Source organism: Micromonospora haikouensis (assembly GCF_900091595.1).
GTDB classification, from domain to species: domain Bacteria; phylum Actinomycetota; class Actinomycetes; order Mycobacteriales; family Micromonosporaceae; genus Micromonospora; species Micromonospora haikouensis.
Map to the genome: position 1 here is coordinate 14,461 of NZ_FMCW01000051.1, position 18,050 is coordinate 32,510.

General features: G+C 67.9%; 8 protein-coding genes. All 8 read left to right on the top strand.

Features of this window, described 5'->3' with window-relative positions; translation table 11 throughout:
* Nucleotides 1–130: 130 nt before the first annotated feature.
* Genes dpdE through dpdD form a run of 8 tightly spaced genes read left to right on the top strand, consistent with a single transcriptional unit; the run spans nt 131 to nt 17,585 of the window.
* Nucleotides 131–3,397 carry a protein DpdE gene (gene dpdE / locus GA0070558_RS30920; protein WP_256092226.1) on the top strand — a complete coding sequence of 1,089 codons (3,267 nt, stop codon included), beginning with the start codon at nt 131–133 and terminating at the stop codon, nt 3,395–3,397.
* On the top strand, nt 3,390–5,972 hold the full coding sequence (gene dpdF / locus GA0070558_RS30925) for a protein DpdF (RefSeq protein WP_091286519.1): 2,583 nt from the start codon (nt 3,390–3,392) through the stop codon (nt 5,970–5,972). The genes dpdE and dpdF overlap by 8 nt, the downstream gene beginning before the upstream one ends.
* On the top strand, nt 5,973–6,878 hold the full coding sequence (gene dpdG, locus GA0070558_RS30930) for a protein DpdG (protein ID WP_091286523.1): 906 nt from the start codon (nt 5,973–5,975) through the stop codon (nt 6,876–6,878). It abuts the gene before it with no gap.
* Nucleotides 6,871–9,927: a protein DpdH gene (dpdH, locus tag GA0070558_RS30935; protein WP_091286527.1), complete on the top strand. Its 3,057-nt coding sequence runs from the start codon at nt 6,871–6,873 to the stop codon at nt 9,925–9,927. The genes dpdG and dpdH overlap by 8 nt, the downstream gene beginning before the upstream one ends.
* On the top strand, nt 9,924–10,598 hold the full coding sequence (locus GA0070558_RS30940) for a hypothetical protein (protein WP_091286529.1): 675 nt from the start codon (nt 9,924–9,926) through the stop codon (nt 10,596–10,598). The genes dpdH and GA0070558_RS30940 overlap by 4 nt, the downstream gene beginning before the upstream one ends.
* Entirely contained in the window at nt 10,595–15,067 is a 4,473-nt protein-coding gene (dpdJ, locus tag GA0070558_RS30945; protein WP_091286532.1) for a protein DpdJ, read from the top strand. Before GA0070558_RS30940 ends, dpdJ begins: the two co-directional genes overlap by 4 nt.
* Nucleotides 15,064–15,582 carry a phospholipase D-like domain-containing protein DpdK gene (gene dpdK / locus GA0070558_RS30950; RefSeq protein ID WP_256092227.1) on the top strand — a complete coding sequence of 173 codons (519 nt, stop codon included), beginning with the start codon at nt 15,064–15,066 and terminating at the stop codon, nt 15,580–15,582. Before dpdJ ends, dpdK begins: the two co-directional genes overlap by 4 nt.
* The gene (gene dpdD, locus GA0070558_RS30955; protein ID WP_091286535.1) at nt 15,579–17,585 is read left to right on the top strand and encodes a protein DpdD; all 2,007 of its coding nucleotides are present in this window, start codon (nt 15,579–15,581) and stop codon (nt 17,583–17,585) included. The genes dpdK and dpdD overlap by 4 nt, the downstream gene beginning before the upstream one ends.
* The last annotated feature ends 465 nt before the right edge of the window (nt 17,586–18,050 follow it).

An 18,050-nucleotide genomic window follows, 5' to 3' on the forward strand; every position in this document is an offset into this window, starting at 1 on the left:
TTTCGAATGGCCCGCCAAGGCGGAGCGCCGCATGCCCCACCCGTCCAGTTCACCCTAGATTCTCTTAGGACAGTCCCGGCGGACTGACCAGTGGTTCGTGAATGTGAGTGTACTTGGATACTCTACGTGTGTGCCGTCAACCGCAACTCCAAACGCGCTCACCGTCGGCCAGTTCGTAGCGCATCCCCTGGTACCCGGTATCGCGCGGGTCGCCGCGTACGACGGCGCCACCGTCCAGGTCGACGCCTTCGAGTCCGTAGCCTCGCCGGTCGCCCACTCCTGGTCGGTCGCGGCGAACGAGTGCCTTCCGGTCCGGCTGTTGGAGCAGACTCGCGTCTATTGGGAGGACCCGGACACGGGACGCTGGCGACCGGGCCGGGTCGTCGGCGGCGGGCCTGAAACCTACTTTGTGCGCATCCCTAACCGTGACCAGGATTTCCCGGTACCGCAGGCGCAACTTCGGGTGCGCTGGGACCGTCCGGTCAGGTCACCAGCGGACGTGCTCGCGGTGGGCGCCAACGAGTCCCCGCGCTTCCGCGACGCCAGGCTGCCCATGCTGCGCAGCCTGGTGGCGCAGCGCGCGGCGTGTGCCAGCCTGCCGGCCCTGCTCTCGGCCGCCGTCGAGATTTACCCCCACCAGGTCCAGACCGCCATGACCGTACTCAGGGACCCGGTGCAGCGTTACCTGCTCGCCGACGAGGTGGGCCTCGGCAAGACCATCGAGGCTGGTCTAATAGTCCGGCAGCACCTGCTCGATCACCCTCGATCACGCGTCCTCGTCCTCGTTCCGGCCATTCTGCGTCAGCAGTGGCAGACCGAGTTGCAGACGAAGTTCTTCATCGACGACTTCCCCGCCGCTACCCTGTGGATCACCAGTCATGAGACTCCCCACCGGTGGCACGAATATCATGGTTACGATCTGGTCGTCGTCGACGAGGCGCACCGCCTGTGCCGTACCGAGGCACCAGACCAGTCGCCCTACCGGGAATTGGCGGCGCTCGCCCGTTCGACGCCACGATTGCTGCTGCTGTCGGCGACCCCGACGACCGCGCGGGCCGAAGCTCACCTGGCACTTCTGCACCTGCTTGACGCCAGCCTCTACCGGTGGGAGGACCTGGCGGACTTCACCGTGAGGTTCGAGGGTCGAAGAGATCTGGCGAGGGCGGTGTATGGACTGGACGCGGACTTCGAGCCGTTGCTGCCAGGTGCAGTGGCTGGAATCAAGGCGCTCATCCCGGACGACACCGCGTTCCAGGGGCTGGCCGACAAGGTTGTCGACCTGCTGACGGATGACGGCGACCTACTTGACGAAGCCATGCGTCCTGCCCTGCACGTGCATGTGGACGCACTGCGGGCGCACATCAGCGAGACCTACCGATTGCACCGGCGGGTCATCCGACACCGACGGCACAACGTCGTCGCCACGGGCGACGACACCGAGGCGCTGCCCTTCGAGGTGACCGGACGGCAGCGACCCGCTTCGGTGACCATGCGGATGCCTCGAGCCGCGCGCAACTGCGACATCCTGTTGAACTGGCAGCAGCAGGCCGGCCACTGGCTGCTCGACCACGAGATCGGGCAGGACGCGGGCGCCTACGGACAGGTGCTAGCCGTGCTTTGCTCCCGGGTCGACGAACTGTCCTCGGACCTGGACGACGCGCTGCGCTGGCGGATGCATCGCGACGAGGAAGCCGCGACGAGAGCCGGCCTCAGCGTCGAGGAGCGACAGGTGCTCGCCTCGGTCGCCGTCCTGCCCGCGGACAAGTACGCGCTGAACAGGCTCATCGACGACCCTGCGGAATCCTGGGCCGACCTCGGGCCGCTGACGCGGATACTGGCTCGGCACCAGCGGAACGTCGTCTTCTGCGGTGCCGGGAGCCTCGCCGCCCGGTTGGTCGACTGCCTGGTGGCGCTGCCGGGCCTGAGCGTGGTCGAGCACTCCCGGCGGCAGGACGCCGCAGCCGGCGCGGTGGCGGTCGCCCGGTGGCGCGAGCACGGTGGAACCCTCGTGGTGGACGACACCGCCGAGGACGGCGTGAACCTCCAGGACGCGGACGCGGTGATCCACCTCAGGCTGCCCTGGTCGCCGAACCGGTGTGAACAGCGACTCGGGCGGGTCGACCGCTTCGCCGGAGTGTTCGGCAAAGTGCGCCCGCCCGCGCAGCAGTTTGTCGTGAGCATCGGTGAGACGGAGGAGGACTTCACGGCAGCGTGGTCCGTGCTGCTCGTGGACAGTGTCAAGATCTTCGACGACTCCGTCTCTGCCCTGCAGGACGCTCTGGAAAGAGTGATGGCATCCGCCTGGGAGGCGGCTCTCCGTGAGGGACCAGCCGCGATGCTCCGGACGAGCGACGCCGTCGCTGCCGCCCTGGCACACGAGCGTCGAGAAATCGACGGCATGGACATGCTCGAGGCTGTTCACGAGGGTAGCCTCGGTCGCACCCTGACGGAGATGGCGATCGCCACCGAGACTCAGTGGGCTGTACACGAGAGGGCGATGCGCGGCTACGCCGGAGACGGTCCTGGTGGTCTCCAGTTCACCTGCCACACTCTGACCGAACTGAGGAACGCGGTGCGCTTCGAACGAGGCGCGTTGCTGGTATCCCCGCGACTACTCGCTCTCGCTGGCCATCCGGTACCAACGCCGGCGATGACGGGGGCGTTCAACCGAAACACTGCACTGCGTCATCCCGGGCTGCGGATGCTCCGCCTGGGCAACCCGTTCGTGGACATCCTCGCCCAAGTGATCGAGGTGGACGACAGGGGGCAGGCCAGCGCGTTCTGGCGACGTGGCCTCCGCAACGCGGAGCTTCGACCGTACATCGGGCTGGATTTCTTGGTCGAGGCCGCGATCGATGAAGCGCTGGATTTGGTGCCCTCGTCGCCGGATGCCCAGAGGGCGCTGCGCCGTCAAGCGGACCTGATCTTCCGGCCGTTCATGCGCCGCGTCTGGCTGCCCGCCGGTAGCAGTGTCCCGGTCGTCGAGCCCGAACTGCTTCGCTGGCTCAACAGACCGTTCGAGCCGGATCGCGGTGACCTCAACCTCAGCGAGACCCGCATTGGTGTGCTGTGGGACTGCCTCGGTGGACCTGACGGTCTCACCGCCGCCGCCCGGCAGGCTGAGCACGACGGACACCTCGAGTTAGCCCTTTCGGCTGACCTCGTCAACCGTGGCCGGCAGGCCGAGCACGAGGCGGCCCGTGCCCTGGCGGTACGGCAGGCGCAAGCCCTTGCCCGGCAACGTGCTGGCAGGCTGCTCTCCGATACCGAGAGCTACCTGACGGACGTCCGTGTCACCGCAGCGCTGATTGCCGGACTGGGTCGCCCCCGCCTACGCCTCATGGCCATCACCTGTCTCGTCGGCGGCGACCTGCGCCCGGAGACGCGGGATGCCTGACGCCTGGGCAGAGGCGCAGGCGCTGTGGTCGGCCTGGCCCCACCTTAACGTTGTCCGACCGACGGACAGCACCGTCATCCGGCTACACGACGCCCTGCGAGGGCTCGCTGCCGACCAAGCCGATTGGCACGATGTCGCCGCGTTGACCCGGCAGGTCCTCCTAGAGCAGCACGCACGGCGACAGGGGATCTGGCCGTTGCGGGTGCCCGTGAGCGCTCGCCTGCCGAGCCGGGAACAATGGGAGAACACCAAGTGTGACGCTCTCACCATGCCGGAGGGTCTGTCACTGACACCGCGCCACTGGCACCCACGCACGGGCTTCCCACCTGCGGACCAAGCCGCCGAGACCGAACTGGCCGAGGTCTATGCCGGAGGTGCCGCCGTCACGTCCGCCTATCCGGCCGACCCGTTCTGGACCAGGGCGCTCGGTCCCGGGTACCGGCACTACACCTCGCTGGGGCAACGGGAGGCTGCCCGGACGATCGTCACCGCCCCGCCGGGTAGCACGGTCATCGTCTGCCTGCCCACCGGGCAGGGCAAGACCGAGTTGGCATGGGCAGCAGCCATCCCCGCCACCCGGCAGCGCGGCGTCGCGGTCGTGGTGGTTCCCACCGTCGTGCTGGCCATGGACATGGAGCGCCGGGTGCGACGGCTGTTGGCCACGCTCGGCGAGCCGCCCAACCCCAGCGGGCATTACGCCTACACCGGTGGGCTGCCCGACGATGTCAAGCAGGCGATCCGTCGCGATATCCGCGAGGGACGCCAGCGGGTCGTGATCACCGCCCCAGAGGCACTGATGGGCGGCCTCCGTCCCGCCCTGGAGTCCGCCGTCCGACAGGGGCTCCTTACGCACCTGGTCATCGACGAAGCACACCTCGTCGAGCAGTGGGGCACCGAGTTCCGGCCCGAGTTCCAGGCGATGAGTGGGCAGCGACGGTCCTGGCTCGAGATGGCCCCACCCGGCCGCGAACCGGTGACGCTGGCCATGAGCGCCACCCTGACGCGCCAGCAGGTCGGCACCCTTGGGGAGCTGTTCGGCACGCCCGGGGCCACCGAGTTGATCTGGGCGGCACAGACCCGCCGGGAACCCTCCTACTTCGTCCAGCAGTGCGATAGCGTCGCCGCCCGAACCGCCGCGGTGCTGGAAGCCGTCAGCGCCCTGCCCAAGCCGATGATCGTCTACGCCACGCGCAAGCACGACGTGGCCGAGTGGGCGCAGCGACTGAACAGGGCCGGCTTCCGGCGCCTCGCCGTGGTGACGGGTGATGTCGACGACGCCGGCCGCCGAGCCGCCATCATGGGCTGGCGTGGTGAGGGTGCCGATGGCCAGCCCGAGCCGACGCGTTACGACATCGTCATCGGGACCTCGGCGTTCGGTCTGGGACTCGACATGTCCAACGTCCGCAGCGTCATCCACGCCTGCGTGCCCGAAACCCTCGACCGGTACTACCAGGAGGTGGGACGAGTTGGCCGCGATCGCCGGCCCGCGGTGGCGTACCTGGCCAGCGCGCCGTCCGACTACGACGTCGCCAGACGGATTAACCGCGAGATCGTCATCAGCAGCGACAAGGGATGGGACCGCTGGGGAAGCATGGTGCGGTCAGCGACCGATCTCGGTCACGGCCTGCTCGACATCGATCTGGACACGCTTCCCACCTACATCCCCGAGGAGTCCGGACACAACCGCCAGTGGAACGTGCGCACGCTCAACCTGATGGTTCAGGCCAAGCTGATCGGTCTACAGGCCCCGCAACCGCCGACCCGGCGCACGGACGAGCCGGAGGACCACTGGCAGCACCGACTACAGGAGCACTTCGCCCGCTCGGCTGCGCGGGTCGTGGCAAGCATCCGCGACGGTCGGACGAACGATCGGACCTTCTGGACGGACACCATCGAGCGGCAGCGGGCCAATGTGGCAACGGAACAGTTGAATGCGCTCGAGCGCCTCTGCCATCTCATTAAGGGTGATCGTTGCGTTGGAGAGGCGGTAGGCGACTACTACCGGCTGCCCTGGCGGGGTGGGATCCTCCGTACCACCGTCAACTGCCGGGGCTGCCCGAACTGCCGGAACACTGGGTCCGGACGGGACCGGGGTGCCCTCTATCGCGACGGGGGCGAGCCGTTGCCGGGCATGGCCCACTGGTCGGGTCAAGCCGACCCGTTGCGGGAGTTTCGCGGTGACGCGGCATGGATGAGCCTCTGGTGGCGCGACAGCGAGGCGCGGGACAATCTCCTGTCGCAGTTCCTAGCGCTCTTCGGCAGACGGGGGCGGTTGATCATCGCTGGTCCCGGAGTGGACGCGCCGCTCGCCGCGAGAGTACAGCGACAGGCCTGGCCGAAGCCGGTCGTGGTGGACGGCGACGACCACCTGACGGACAGTTTCCCCGGACCGGTCGTCTGGGTGGCGGCCGACGCGTCCCCCCTGCCGAGCGCGGTACGGGCGCGCCTCGCGGCCGACGTGCCGACCTATCTCGTTCATCCGCTCGACCTTCCTGATCCTCAGCGGCCTCACCAGCGACTGAGTCAGTCCTGCGACGTGTCCATGCCCCTCACGACCGTACTGAGAGACCTGTAGATGACGCTGTTGAACGACCCGGCCTCCTTTCCCAGCCCCATGTGGATCGTCGCTCGCTACCTGGCAGTCAATCCGGGTCGGCCTCATTCGCGGGATTCACTCCGGGCCGTGTTGGCCCCCGGCAGCCTGTTGCCGGTCAACAAGCGCGGGACCGACTCCACGTTCGACTCGGCCGTTCGCAGCCTGGAGGATCTCGGTGTAGTCCGGGTGGAAGCGGACGATGTCTCGCTGTCCGAGATCGGGGCTTCCCTTCGTCCCGACGATTTCGCCACCTTCAGCGACCTGCTGCGTCGCCAGGTGCTCGAGCCCACTCGCAACGCGGCCATCGCCGACAGCGGTGACCAGAGCGGCCCGAAGGACCTCGTCCGAGCGCTGTCCTGGTTCCTCACCCTCGACCCGTTAGTGACCATGAGCCACGACGACGTCGTGCAGCGGCAGCGCGGGGCCCTCGCCGAGCACCTCGGCAATCCCTTTGTCAACGACGTTCGCTGGATTCGCTTCACCTACTGGGCGTCCGCGCTGGGCCTTGCGGCTCCACCCCTGCTACCGCCAGCCGGTAGGGCGCAGACACTCGTCCCAGACTGCGCCGCAGCGGTCTTCCGGACGGTGCGGGCGAAGTGGCCACCCGGTACGCGGCTCGCTGCCCGGGAGGCGGTGGCGGGGATCGTTGACGAGCTTCCCGTCCTGCCGGGCGGTCGCTACAGCCTCGCCCTCGGCCTGCCGAACGAGGCGGCGGACGTGTCGGCCACGCTATCCTTCGCCCTGCTTTGCGGTGACGAGTACGGCTGGCTCAAACTCGACCGACGCTCCGACGCCGACGACGAGGTTCTGCTGGTCGACCCGGACCGGTCCAACCGGACGCTGCGCATCACTCACGTCGAGGTCCAGGAGGCGGCGGATGGCTGAGTTTCGGCAGTACCTGTGTTGGTCATTTACCACCGCCGCCGCGACGATTAGCACCGAGGCGGTCTCCCCGGCTCCCTCGGTGTTCTTCGCCACCCACGCGCCCCTGCGCATCCGCCGCCGGCACCCGGAAGGGCGGGCGGACGGCCTCAGCGCCGAGGTCACCGAGGAACAGGTCCGGCGGGACTTCCTGGAACGTCCCACGTCCAACGGCGTCCTTCTGATGCCGGTCGTCGGGGAGTCCGGCGCGGGTAAGTCCCACCTCGTGCGGTGGGTCCACGAAAAGACCCCGCCCACCCGGTCACGGGTGGTCATCTACCTGCCGAAGTCCAGCACGAGCCTCCGGGCGGTTGTGCGGGCGCTCCTCGATCAGCCCGACATCGACAGCCCGGAACTGGCGCAACTCCGCGCCGACGTCGACCGGATGAGCTCCGAACTCGACCAGCACAGTCTCGAACGACGACTGGTCAACGAACTGTCGGAGGCCGTGGCCGTCGCCGACCCTAAGCCGGGAGCGGCGCGGGTCCTTGCCGGCCCCGACCGCCTGGCGGCACTACTGCTCGACCCGCACATCCGTGACTACCTGCTGCAGGATGGAAGGCTGATTCCGCGTCTGGCGGCCAGTCTCCTCGCCGACCACCACTCCGAGCAGGACAACGAGCGACCCACCAGCTTTACCGTCGACGATCTTCCCCTCGACGTGGCCGACGTGCGGAAAGCGTCCGACAAGGCGTACCGGTTGTTGATGCAGCTCACCAGCAAGTCCGAGTTGCAGACGGCGGCCGTGGACATCCTGACCGAACAGTTGCCGAACGCGGTGACCGCCGCGTGGAACATCGGCGGTGGCCGGCTGCAGCACGCCATGCTGGAGATTCGCCGTCAGTACGCCCGCCAGGGCAAGGAGATCATCTTCCTCGTCGAGGACTTCGTCGTCCTCCAAGGGGTCCAACGTGACCTGCTCGACGCGCTCATCGAGGTCGGCGTGCGGGACGGGCGTACGGTGCTGGCGCCCGTTCGCACCCTGATGGCTGTGACGACCGGTTACTTCGAGCGGCTGACTGAGACGGTGCTGACCCGGGCGAAGGCGGCGACACCCTACCTCTATGACCTCGACGTCGCGTTCGACACCTCGGAACGCGGGCAGGCGGAGGTCGCAGCCTTCGTCGGGCGTTATCTGAACGCCGCCCGCCTGGGTCAGGAGGCGCTGGCGGACGCGGGTGTGGCGGCCGGCGCCGAAGTGCCCAACAAGTGCGAGGACTGTCCCTTCAGGCAGACTTGCCACTCGACCTTCGGCGCGTCAAGCGAGGGGCACGGGCTCTACCCGTTCAACTGGCCAGCACTGCGACGCGCCATTCGTGCCCGCCCGGCACACAACAGCCCCGACTCGTTCAACCCGCGGGCGGTCATCGGGGAGGTGATCCGGCCGGTCCTTGTCGAACACGCGGTGGCGCTGCGCGACGGTACGTTCCCGGACGAACGATTCCGGGCGGACTACCCGACCGCGCCGGGGGAGAAGTTCCTGCTCGGTGCGGTACGACAGGAGGTGGAAGAGCGCGACCCTGCGGGCGCGCCCCGCCGGGAAACCTTCCTGGAGTTCTGGGGGGACGCGCCCGAACAGGTGGTCAACCTCGATCCGAAACTGCACGCCGCGCTCGGCATCGGTCTTCTCCGCCTCGACGAGGCACCGTCCCCCCGCGCCGGGTCCGCCACGACCCCAGCCCCGGTCACGGCACGCCCGAACCACCCCCAAGCCGTCGACCCGGCCACGGCTGAGGCGATACCGGCGCGCGTCCGGAAGATGATCGACGACATCGAGAACTGGCAGGGCCGTGGTGCTCAACTGCCGCAGTCCACGGCTCTGGCCCTGCGCAACACCATCCGACAGACGGTCATCAGCCGCTGCCTGTGGACTGACCCGATTGTGGCGGAGCCGTTGACGTCGGATCTGGACAAGGCATGGCCGGCACGGTCTACGGTGATCTCCATTGAGGGGGCGGAAGGCGAGGCCCGCCGGGCCGGAAGCGACCCGGCTCCGATCTACCTCAAGCGTGGGGCGGCCAACGCCAGCTTCTTTCGGCAACTCCTCCTGGCTGGCGCTGGCGTCCTGCCCGGCAACGTGAGCGCCCTTCGGCGCCTGCACCGCCTCGCCGAACAGCACCAGAGAACCCTGCAGCAGGCGGTGGTCCGGTGGCGTGCCTTCTCAGACGAGGAGTTGGTCCTGGCCATGCGAGCCTCGCTGTTGGGTGCTGTCCTCATCGGGCGGGCCCAGCCCGGTATGACAGACCAGATGCTGCTCGACGCCGTTCTCGACGACGGCGTGTCGTGGAGCCGTCCCGACGCTCGGGGGCGCACCCCTGCATGGATGGCGCTGTGGGAGTCACACCGTGCGGCTCGTCCGGAACTCGTGGCCAGACTGCGGGAGAGCGTGGGTTACCGGCGCGGAACCACCGGCTCGGTACGGATAGTCGACGCCGTGCGGGCGGTGCCGTTGCTCAGGCGGGCGGCGCAGGAATGGAGCTGGCAACGACCCGGGAGGCTGCCGGAGTGGGCCGCGAAATCGGTCACCGGGCTCGCCAGGTTCGCGGACATTGTCAAGGCGCAGGTCGACCAACTCAGCAACGAACTCTCACAGATCCGAGTCGGCCTCCCGGCGGGCGTCAGCGCAGGTGACACCGTCACCGCCGTCGAACAGGCGCTCGAGGCGGCACTCGGCGAAGGGCTCGGACCGGACGACCTGAACGGCTTCCGGGACCTACTGGCCGAGGCCAAGCGCTGCGACTGGCGTTGCGTCGACCGGATCGAGCGGGACCTGACGAAGGTCGAAGCCGCTACGGCGGTCGACGAACACTACCGCGCCCTGGTGGTGGCAGCAGCGCGTAACGAGGGTGCCGACCTCGCGGTGATCCGCCGGTTCCTCACTGCCAGTGACACCTGGTTGGGTCAGAAGCTGGCTGCGGCGAAACTACGTGCGGGGGGATCGGGCGCAGCCGCCGCAGTCCGCGTACAGGATCTGCTGCACCGGTGGAAGGCGATGGACGGAGGCCCAGAGTGACGGCGGATTCGGTCCTGGCGAAGGCGCGAGCTCTCACCGCCGAGGCGAACAAGCTACGTGCGGGCGCCGAAGCGGAGGAGAACGCCAAGCGGGTTCTCACCAGGGTCAACGAGGTCAACACAGCGCTCGACGGCCTGGAAAAGGTGCTCGACGCCGTCCGGAAGCTACGCGAGCGGGGCGTGCGTGTCGTCCCCACCGGGCTCGGCGACGGTCGGGATACCTTCGAGCAACTCGTGGGGACCGGCCTGCCGCCGCTGAGGGCGTTCGCCACGGCGAAGAGCAAGATCGAGGCTGCCCGGCAACGGATCTCCACCGAACTGGCGCAGGCCTGGTCGGCCTGGACGGACGCGTCGCTGCGGGAGCTACCGGCGCACCGCCTGGTGATGTTGCCGCCCAGCGAGCGACGCAGTGGCCAGGACTCACTGCGTACGCTCAACAAGCTGAGCAACGTCGAGGTCCCCACCGCGGGGAACGTTCTCGAGTTCGCGGTCCTACAGGCGGGGCTGAAGGAGGAACTCGCTGCCCTGCCCGAGCCGCTCCCCGAACTACAGGATCTGCTGAGGCGACTCGGACAGCGGACCACGCTGGACCGGCTGACGGATGCCGACATCGCGCTCCTGCGGCGGCACGGCGTAGCCGACCAGATCGAGGTACAGAGGAGGGCCGTGTGACCCCGCGGTTCGCGGATCGCTTCCTGTCCGAGATTCTCGACGATCTGGAAACCCTCGAACTGCCGCTGCTGGCCTGGGGCGTCACCACGGGCAGCCTCTCCCACGCCGAGGTCGTGTCCGTCATCGGCGAGCACCTCGCCCAGCCCGAGGTGCCGACGGGCGCCATGGCCGGCGATGTCCACGAAGCGCTGCTCGACGCCGCCCTCCTCTTCCAGGTACCGAACGTGACACCGGCGCGCTATCGCACCCGGATGGGCGAGACCGTCCGGCTCACCGCCCGGCTACGGCAACTCTTCCCGCCGCGCCACCCCGAGTCACCGCCGCCACGGTGGTGGGAACGGGGGCGCACCCTAGTCGCGGACTACCGGCTGCACACTGCCAGGCGTCGATACCCCCGACGTGACGTAACGGTCGAGGCCGCGCTGGCGGAACTGACGGAGGAGCCGGCATGGTCCACCCATGACAGCGCCGTCGCCCGCGCACAACTGACCCACCGGACGCTCGCACGATTCCAGGTGGACGCCACCCGGCTGATCTGGAACGCGGTGCGGTCCGGCCGCAGCATGGGCGTGATCGTCGGCGCGGGCACAGGCAGCGGCAAGACTCTCGGCTTCTACCTGCCGGCCTTTTGCGCGATGGCTGCCCATGCCCGGACCGGACGCGGCGGCGTCCACACCATCGCGCTCTACCCGCGTATCGAACTGCTACGCGACCAACTCCGCGGCGCGATCAGCACCGTGACCCGGCTCAACAGCGCCCGAGAGGACACCCAGGCCCGCCGGCTACGCGTCGGTGTGCTGTACGGCGACACGCCCCAGAACATCGAGCAACTGAACTCCAATTCGGTGCCCCACCTTATGCGGGCCTGGCCCACCCGAGGCAACGCCCTGGTGTGCCCCTACCTCACCTGCCCGCTCTGTACCGGGGAGTTGGTCTGGTCCGCGCAGGACCGCACCGGCCGACCCCGCGAACGGCTGCGGTGCAGCCAGCCCTCCTGCGACATGGTCATCACCGACCTGGCGCTCACCCGCGACTCGTTGCGGGAATCTCCGCCGGACCTGCTGTTCACCACCACGGAGATGCTCAACCGCAATGCCACCGATCTGTCACTTGGCTCGCTGCTGGGCTGGCTCGGCCCACGGCGCCCCAGCCTCGTCCTGCTCGACGAAGCCCATACCTACACCGGAATGCATGGCGCCCAGGTTGCCATGCTGCTGCGTCGATGGCGGAACGCGAGCCGGAAGCCGGTGACGTTCGTGGGTCTCAGCGCGACGCTACGTGACGCAGCGCGGTTCTTCGCCCAGCTTACCGGCCTGCCGGACGCTTCGGTGGACTACGTCACCCCCGGCGAGAAGGAACTGGAGGAGGAGGGGCGCGAGTACGCCATCGCGCTACGCGCCGATCCGGTTTCCGGTGTCAGCCAACTCTCCACGTCGATCCAGGCCGCGATGCTCTTCGGCCGGGTACTGGACCCTCTCAACCGGGAGTTCTTGTACGGCTCCCGGGGCTTCCTCTTCACCGACGATCTGGACGTCACGAACCGGTTCTACGACGACCTGCGCGACGCCGAAGGAAGCCAGGGCCGGCGGGGTGTCCGCCAGCCCGGCCGAGTGTTGGCGGGTCTGCGGTCGCCTGACGGGCCCTACCGGAGCGAACGCTACGCCGACGGCCAGTCCTGGGACCTCGTCCAGCAGATCGGCCACGACCTCGACCCGGCCGGCACCGTCGGCGAGTTGCGTGTCGGGCGCACCTCCTCCCAGGACGTCGGCGTGGACCAGGACGCCGACCTCGTCGTCGCCACCGCCTCACTTGAGGTCGGCTACGATGACGAACGCGTCGGCCTTGTCCTGCAGCACAAGGCGCCACATGACGCCGCTGCGTTCATCCAGCGTCGTGGCCGCGCCGGCCGCCGTCGCGGTACCCGTCCCTGGACGGTGGTGACCCTGTCCGACTATGGCCGTGACCGGCTTGCCTACCAGGCGTACGACTCCCTTTTTTCGCCGGAGTTGGCGGCCACCCGCCTCCCGGTCGGCAACCGCTTCGTACTGAAGATCCAAGGCGCCCAGGCCATGCTCGACTGGCTCGCCGGCCTGTCGCAGATGACGCGCATCGACCCGCGACGTGTGCTCACCGCCCCGGCCCTCTCGGCGCGGTCCGCGCCAACCTCGTCCGCCGAGCACCTGGCCGAACTCCTCGAAAAGGTCATCGTCGACGCGGGGTTGCAAGACAGCCTCATCAACCATCTGCGTCGGGCGCTCGACATCTCCACCGACGAAGCCCAGGCCCTGCTCTGGGAACAGCCGCGGGCGCTGCTGCTCAGCGTCGCGCCCACCTCATTGCGGCGGCTGCGCTGCGGCTGGCAACCGGTCAACCCCGATCCCGGCGCGTATCCGAGAAGCCTGTTGCCGGAGTTCATCACCCGAACCCTGTACGAGCCGCTCAACGTGCCCGAGGTGACCTTCCAGCTACCATTCGCGGGCGAGCCAGAGTCCCTGCCTATCGAACGCGCGCTGCGGGAAGCCGTCCCGGGCCGAGTCAGTCGCCGGTACGGACATCGACACAGCGCCGACCGCACCTGGCTAACCCTGCCCGAGGGAGCCGGGCAGGGGATGTTGGACATCACCACCTTTGTCGAGACCCACACCCCGCAGGGCATCTGGACGCCTCCGGGGCAAGCGCCCGTCCAGGTGCTGCGACCACACGTCATCAACCTGCACAAACCCGGCGCGGAAATCGACGACCGGTCCCAGGGCATCCCTCGCTGGGCATCTCAGGTCATTGAGCCCATGAGCGGCCTCTACGAAGCGAACATCCCAAAGCCCTCCGCCTGGGGCGATCGGGTCACCGCGGTGGGGTTCGCCACGAGCGCAGCCGGTAACCCCGCCGAGGTCCGGCGGATGACGTACGGTGCCGACTACGAAACCGTCTACACCCGCCCGGTGGGGCGTACGGTCAGCAGCAGCGTGCGCTACGTATTCGACGGGCAGCCCGCAGCGCTGGGTTTCCGGCTGACCGCCGACGCGGTCCGTTTCCGCGTCCTGCCCATGGACTTGACGCGAGCGGCGGTAACCGATTACCTGAGATCGCCGCAGTGGCGTCTCCTGGCGTTCACCGCCGCCGTCGCGGAGGACCCGACGCTCGACGGCGTGGCCAACACCTTCCAGCGCGGCTGGATCACACTGATCTACACCACCGCCTACGCGCTGGTCGCTACCGAACCAGGCAACGCGACGTCGAACAGTGAGACTTTGTACGCTGCCCTGCGCGGCGGCGCCTGGGGGCGCAACATCGACGAGATCCTGCGCGTGCTCTACCGGGACGCCGCCCCGGCGGGATCACCTGCGCCGGAACGGCTCGTCATGACCCTCACGGAACTGAGCAGGGACACCAGGGTCATCGCCTCCCTCGATCGGCATGGCCGGCTGCTGTGGTCCGACGATGTCGTCACCCGCACCTGCCAGCTAGCGCAGCGGGTGTACCGGGACACCGTGGCCGCTGCCATCCTCGCCGCCGCCCAGCGCGCATGCCCCGACGCCCAGGACCGCGACCTCATCCTCGATGTGCAGGAGCCGAGCGAGCCCAACGGGCCGGCGGACATCTGGCTCAGCGAAACCGCTCTGGGAGGGCTCGGCATCATCGAGCAACTCGTGACCTACTACGCACAAGATCCCCGCCGATTCTGGGGACTGGTCGACAGCGCACTCGGTCCGAGCGATCACGAGTACATCCACGACTCGCTCGTACAACTTCTCGACCACCTCGTGTCGGAGCCGTCCTCTCCCGCCGCCGAGGCGATGCTGGCACTCCGACAGGCCCGCTCCGCGCACGACGCCGAGCAGGCCCTACACCGGTTGCGTTCGACCTGGACCACCCTCGACGGGTATCCACGGCGGCCAGCGGTGGCAGCCCTGTCGGTGCGGCTGCTCCGCCCAGGCAGCACGAGCGCCACCGACGCCACCGCACTGGGACTCGTTCGGGCCTGGGACGCGTTGCAGCAGCGGCTCGGGATCGAAGTGGACGCCACAACGTTGGCATACCTCGTCGGAACCGGACGGCTCACCGTACCGGGAACGGAAGGAGCGCCTTTCACGGCCGACCAGGTGTTCAGCCTGCTATGGCCACGCGGAAGCCGCGCCAGGGTGCAGCACCTGCAGCACTATCAGCCATACGCCGGCCCGCCGCTGATCGACCGGCTGCTGGTCCAGGCGGCTCATGACGAACGCCTACTGGACATCGACGTCACGGACTCGAACTGGCTCGACCGGTACGCCGCCGAGATGCGCGCGCGAGGCGCTGTCATGCTCGTCGCGCCCGTGGCTCGCGCCCAGGAGTTCGGCAGAGCGCTACAGACGGTCCCTGCAGTTGCGGTAGACCGCGACGTTCTGCGCGTCTACGGCGAGGTATCCACCGTTGTCCGGCAGGACGGGTCGCTGCGGGCGATGATCGAAGTTCGTGAGGCGGCCCAGTGATCCTGGAACGGGTGGTGCGTACGGGTCGCAAGACCGGGCTTCGCATCGACAACCTACTATCGGCTGTCCTGCTCGGTGAGCTCGTGACGCCCAGTGCCAATCTGTGGCTGGTCTCGCCATGGATCAGTGACGTTGACGTCATTGACAACATGAGCGGCCGTTACGACAGCGTATTTGCCGAGCCCGCCAACAGGCGCTACCCGTTGTCCGAGGTGTTAGGGATACTAACGCACAGCGGAGCCAACCTGACCGTCGTGACTCGGCCTGAGTCGCACAACAAGACCTTCCTGGATCGACTGTTTCGGCAGGCTGACGCAGGTCGCCTCCTGATTGTCGAGGAAGAGGATGTGCACGAGAAGACATTCTGCGGCGAACTGTGGATACTTACCGGTTCGATGAACCTGACCGTTCGCGGAATGCAGGTCAACGACGAGGCCGTGACCTATAAGTACACCGCTGAGGCTGCGGCGAGCGCCAGACTCGATCTGCGCCGCCGTTTCGGAGGTCTAGCGTGAACGTCGGCACCGCCGCAGACGACTACCCGGCCAGGGTCGACCGGTTCGTCGGCGTGTTCTTCGGGCCTGGGAATCCCGTCTGGCCGGATCGTGACCCGAACTCGTCGATGGGACGGCGGCTCACACCCTACCTGCAGGTTTTGCGTGCGGGCGATGAGGTACCTATCGTATTGCCGCGTAAGAACCAGCAGACTCGCCAATCGCTGGCCTACGTCATCCCCCGTGACCGGCGGCATGCGGCTGCGGTCGCTGACCTGCTCCAGGCGTTCGTGGGTCCGAGCCACGCTCGATTCAATGGCCTGCCCGCTAAGCTCTCCGAAGACGATCCCATCGACAGGGCCGTCCTTGATTTTGCCGGCCATTCCTCCATTTTTGTCCTCGCAAGTCCCCGGGCGTTCGAGAAAAGAATGTGGGATTCGCTGCGCCTCATGCAACAGGCGGTCGCAGTTCGACCGCACAGGGCCTGGCACGCTCCCATTCCGGTAGGGCGACTGTTGGCGCAGTTCGACCTCGCCCTGGCCTCGGGCGCGAACGCTGCCTCAGGGGCTGTTCTCGACCAGTTGGCCGGCACCGGCGCACTGAGTGCCGCCAACCTCTGCCACCTCCGCATCAAGCGACTTGCTCGGCTCGGCCGGAATAGCGAGTTGCTGCGGCTTCCCGATCTTGTCGATGTGGCGCTCACCCAACCGCCGACACCGGTTCGCGACGCCATCCTGTCCGCAGTCTTTTCCACCTCGCTGGCCGAACCTCTCGCAGCAGGAGACCTCCGGTTGGCAAGGACACGCCTCATCGAGGTGGGTGCTATCGTTCCAGCGCTGATGGACGGCTCGCTTGCGGATTTGAGTCCACAGGCCCTTACGGTTCTCGCACTGGCGTCGTGGATCGTGGACACCGTTCCACTCACCGGACTTTTTCGCCAGGAGCCGCAGTTCCTGGCGGCGATGGAAGGCCTGGCGCCCGATCTCGTCGCCCATTTCCGGGCTACCGACCAAGAGAAAGAACTCCAGAGGCAACTACCCGCTATTGCCCCTCGAGTGTCGGCGACGACCCCGACCTCCTGGCCCCAGTTGATCAAGGCCATCGCCGCCGAACAGGACGTCGGGACAGTCCTCGAAGAGGAGGCATGGCGCAACTGGACACCCGCCGCCGAGGCCGACCGGGAGTTGGCAACCGCCCTCGAGCAGTTCGACGACGAGGCCGCCAATCGCGCCTGGCCCTTTGTCGGAGCGTTCGTCGACTCCGACCGCTACCTTCACCCGGCCGCAAACGCTGCCCGCGAGTTCCTCACCAACGCGTTGACCCACGGCCGCTTCAGCCCAGGGGACCTCGCCGGTATCGTGGCCCTCACCGAAATCACTCTCCGGGCCAGCCCCGATGCATCCAAGTATGCGCAACTACTCGACGATCTCGCTGCCGAAGCGAGCCGATGGGCGGGACCAGACCGGGCGACCACCGTACTCGATCTTGCCGACCTCGTCGCGAGAACGCCGTGCCCTGATGCCGAGGCCCGACTGCGCCTCGCTTACCTGCTGCTCCGGCCTCTGGCAGATCATCCGACCCGCCTCGACGCCGACCAGGTAGCCTTCGCCGCCCGGCTCAGCGCAGAACTCGAGGTGCCACTATCGTGGCATCAGCAGCCACCAAATGCTGCGGCGGGTCTCGGGCTTGCCGAGGTGCCAGCGCAAGAGTTGCTGCTGTACTCGCTAGACGAGAATGTGCTCGATCGGGTGAGGACCGAACTCGCCATCCAGGCGCCACAGGCCAGAGTCACCACCAGCCACGACCATGTCGGCAGCCGCCAACTCAAGCAGTGGGTCCGGCGCGCCGACGTCATCGTGATGGCCACCCGCTGTGCCACCCACGCGGCCACCGGCTTCATCCGAGCCAACTGTCGACCGGAGACCATCGTGCAAGAGGCCGACGGCAGTGGCTCAGCGTCGTTACTTCGAGCCGCGACCATCGCGATGACCCGTCGACCGACTGAATCGCCTGGCAGGAGGTGAACGCGACATGTCAATTTTTCCGAAATCATGGAGGGTGTCGTTATGCAACCCGGGCTTCTAGGGCGAGAAGTACTGGGCGGATTGGACGCCCGAACGGACGAGCACCCGGAGAGCACTAGAGGCAATGCCGTTCAGATAAGGGTGTTTGGGCAGGCCAGGCGGGGTGTGGGTGGTCTGGGGTGGCGGGTGTTGCGGTCGGCGGGGCGTTTGACGCGGTAGGAGTTGTGGCGGGCGCGTTTGATCGCGCGGGGGCAGGTGCGGTGTCGGCGTGGCGGTAGCCGGTGGTGCAGGAGTTCGGCGATGGTGTCGGCAATGGCGGTGTTCAGGCGCTCAGGGGGTGATGGCCGCCTGGTCGGTGACCTGGCGGCGGACGACCCGGACGCCCTGTGTGAACGACATGCGGTCAGGGTCGTAGCCGGCCGGATCGGCGGCGTCGACCAGCAGGGCCCTGATGGCGTAGTGGGC

Coding starts and splice junctions, on each gene's coding strand:
- dpdF (WP_091286519.1), top strand. CDS start 3,390: ATGCCTGACGCCTGGGCAGAGGCGCAGGCGCTGTGGTCGGCCTGGCCC.
- dpdH (WP_091286527.1), top strand. CDS start 6,871: ATGGCTGAGTTTCGGCAGTACCTGTGTTGGTCATTTACCACCGCCGCC.
- dpdG (WP_091286523.1), top strand. CDS start 5,973: ATGACGCTGTTGAACGACCCGGCCTCCTTTCCCAGCCCCATGTGGATC.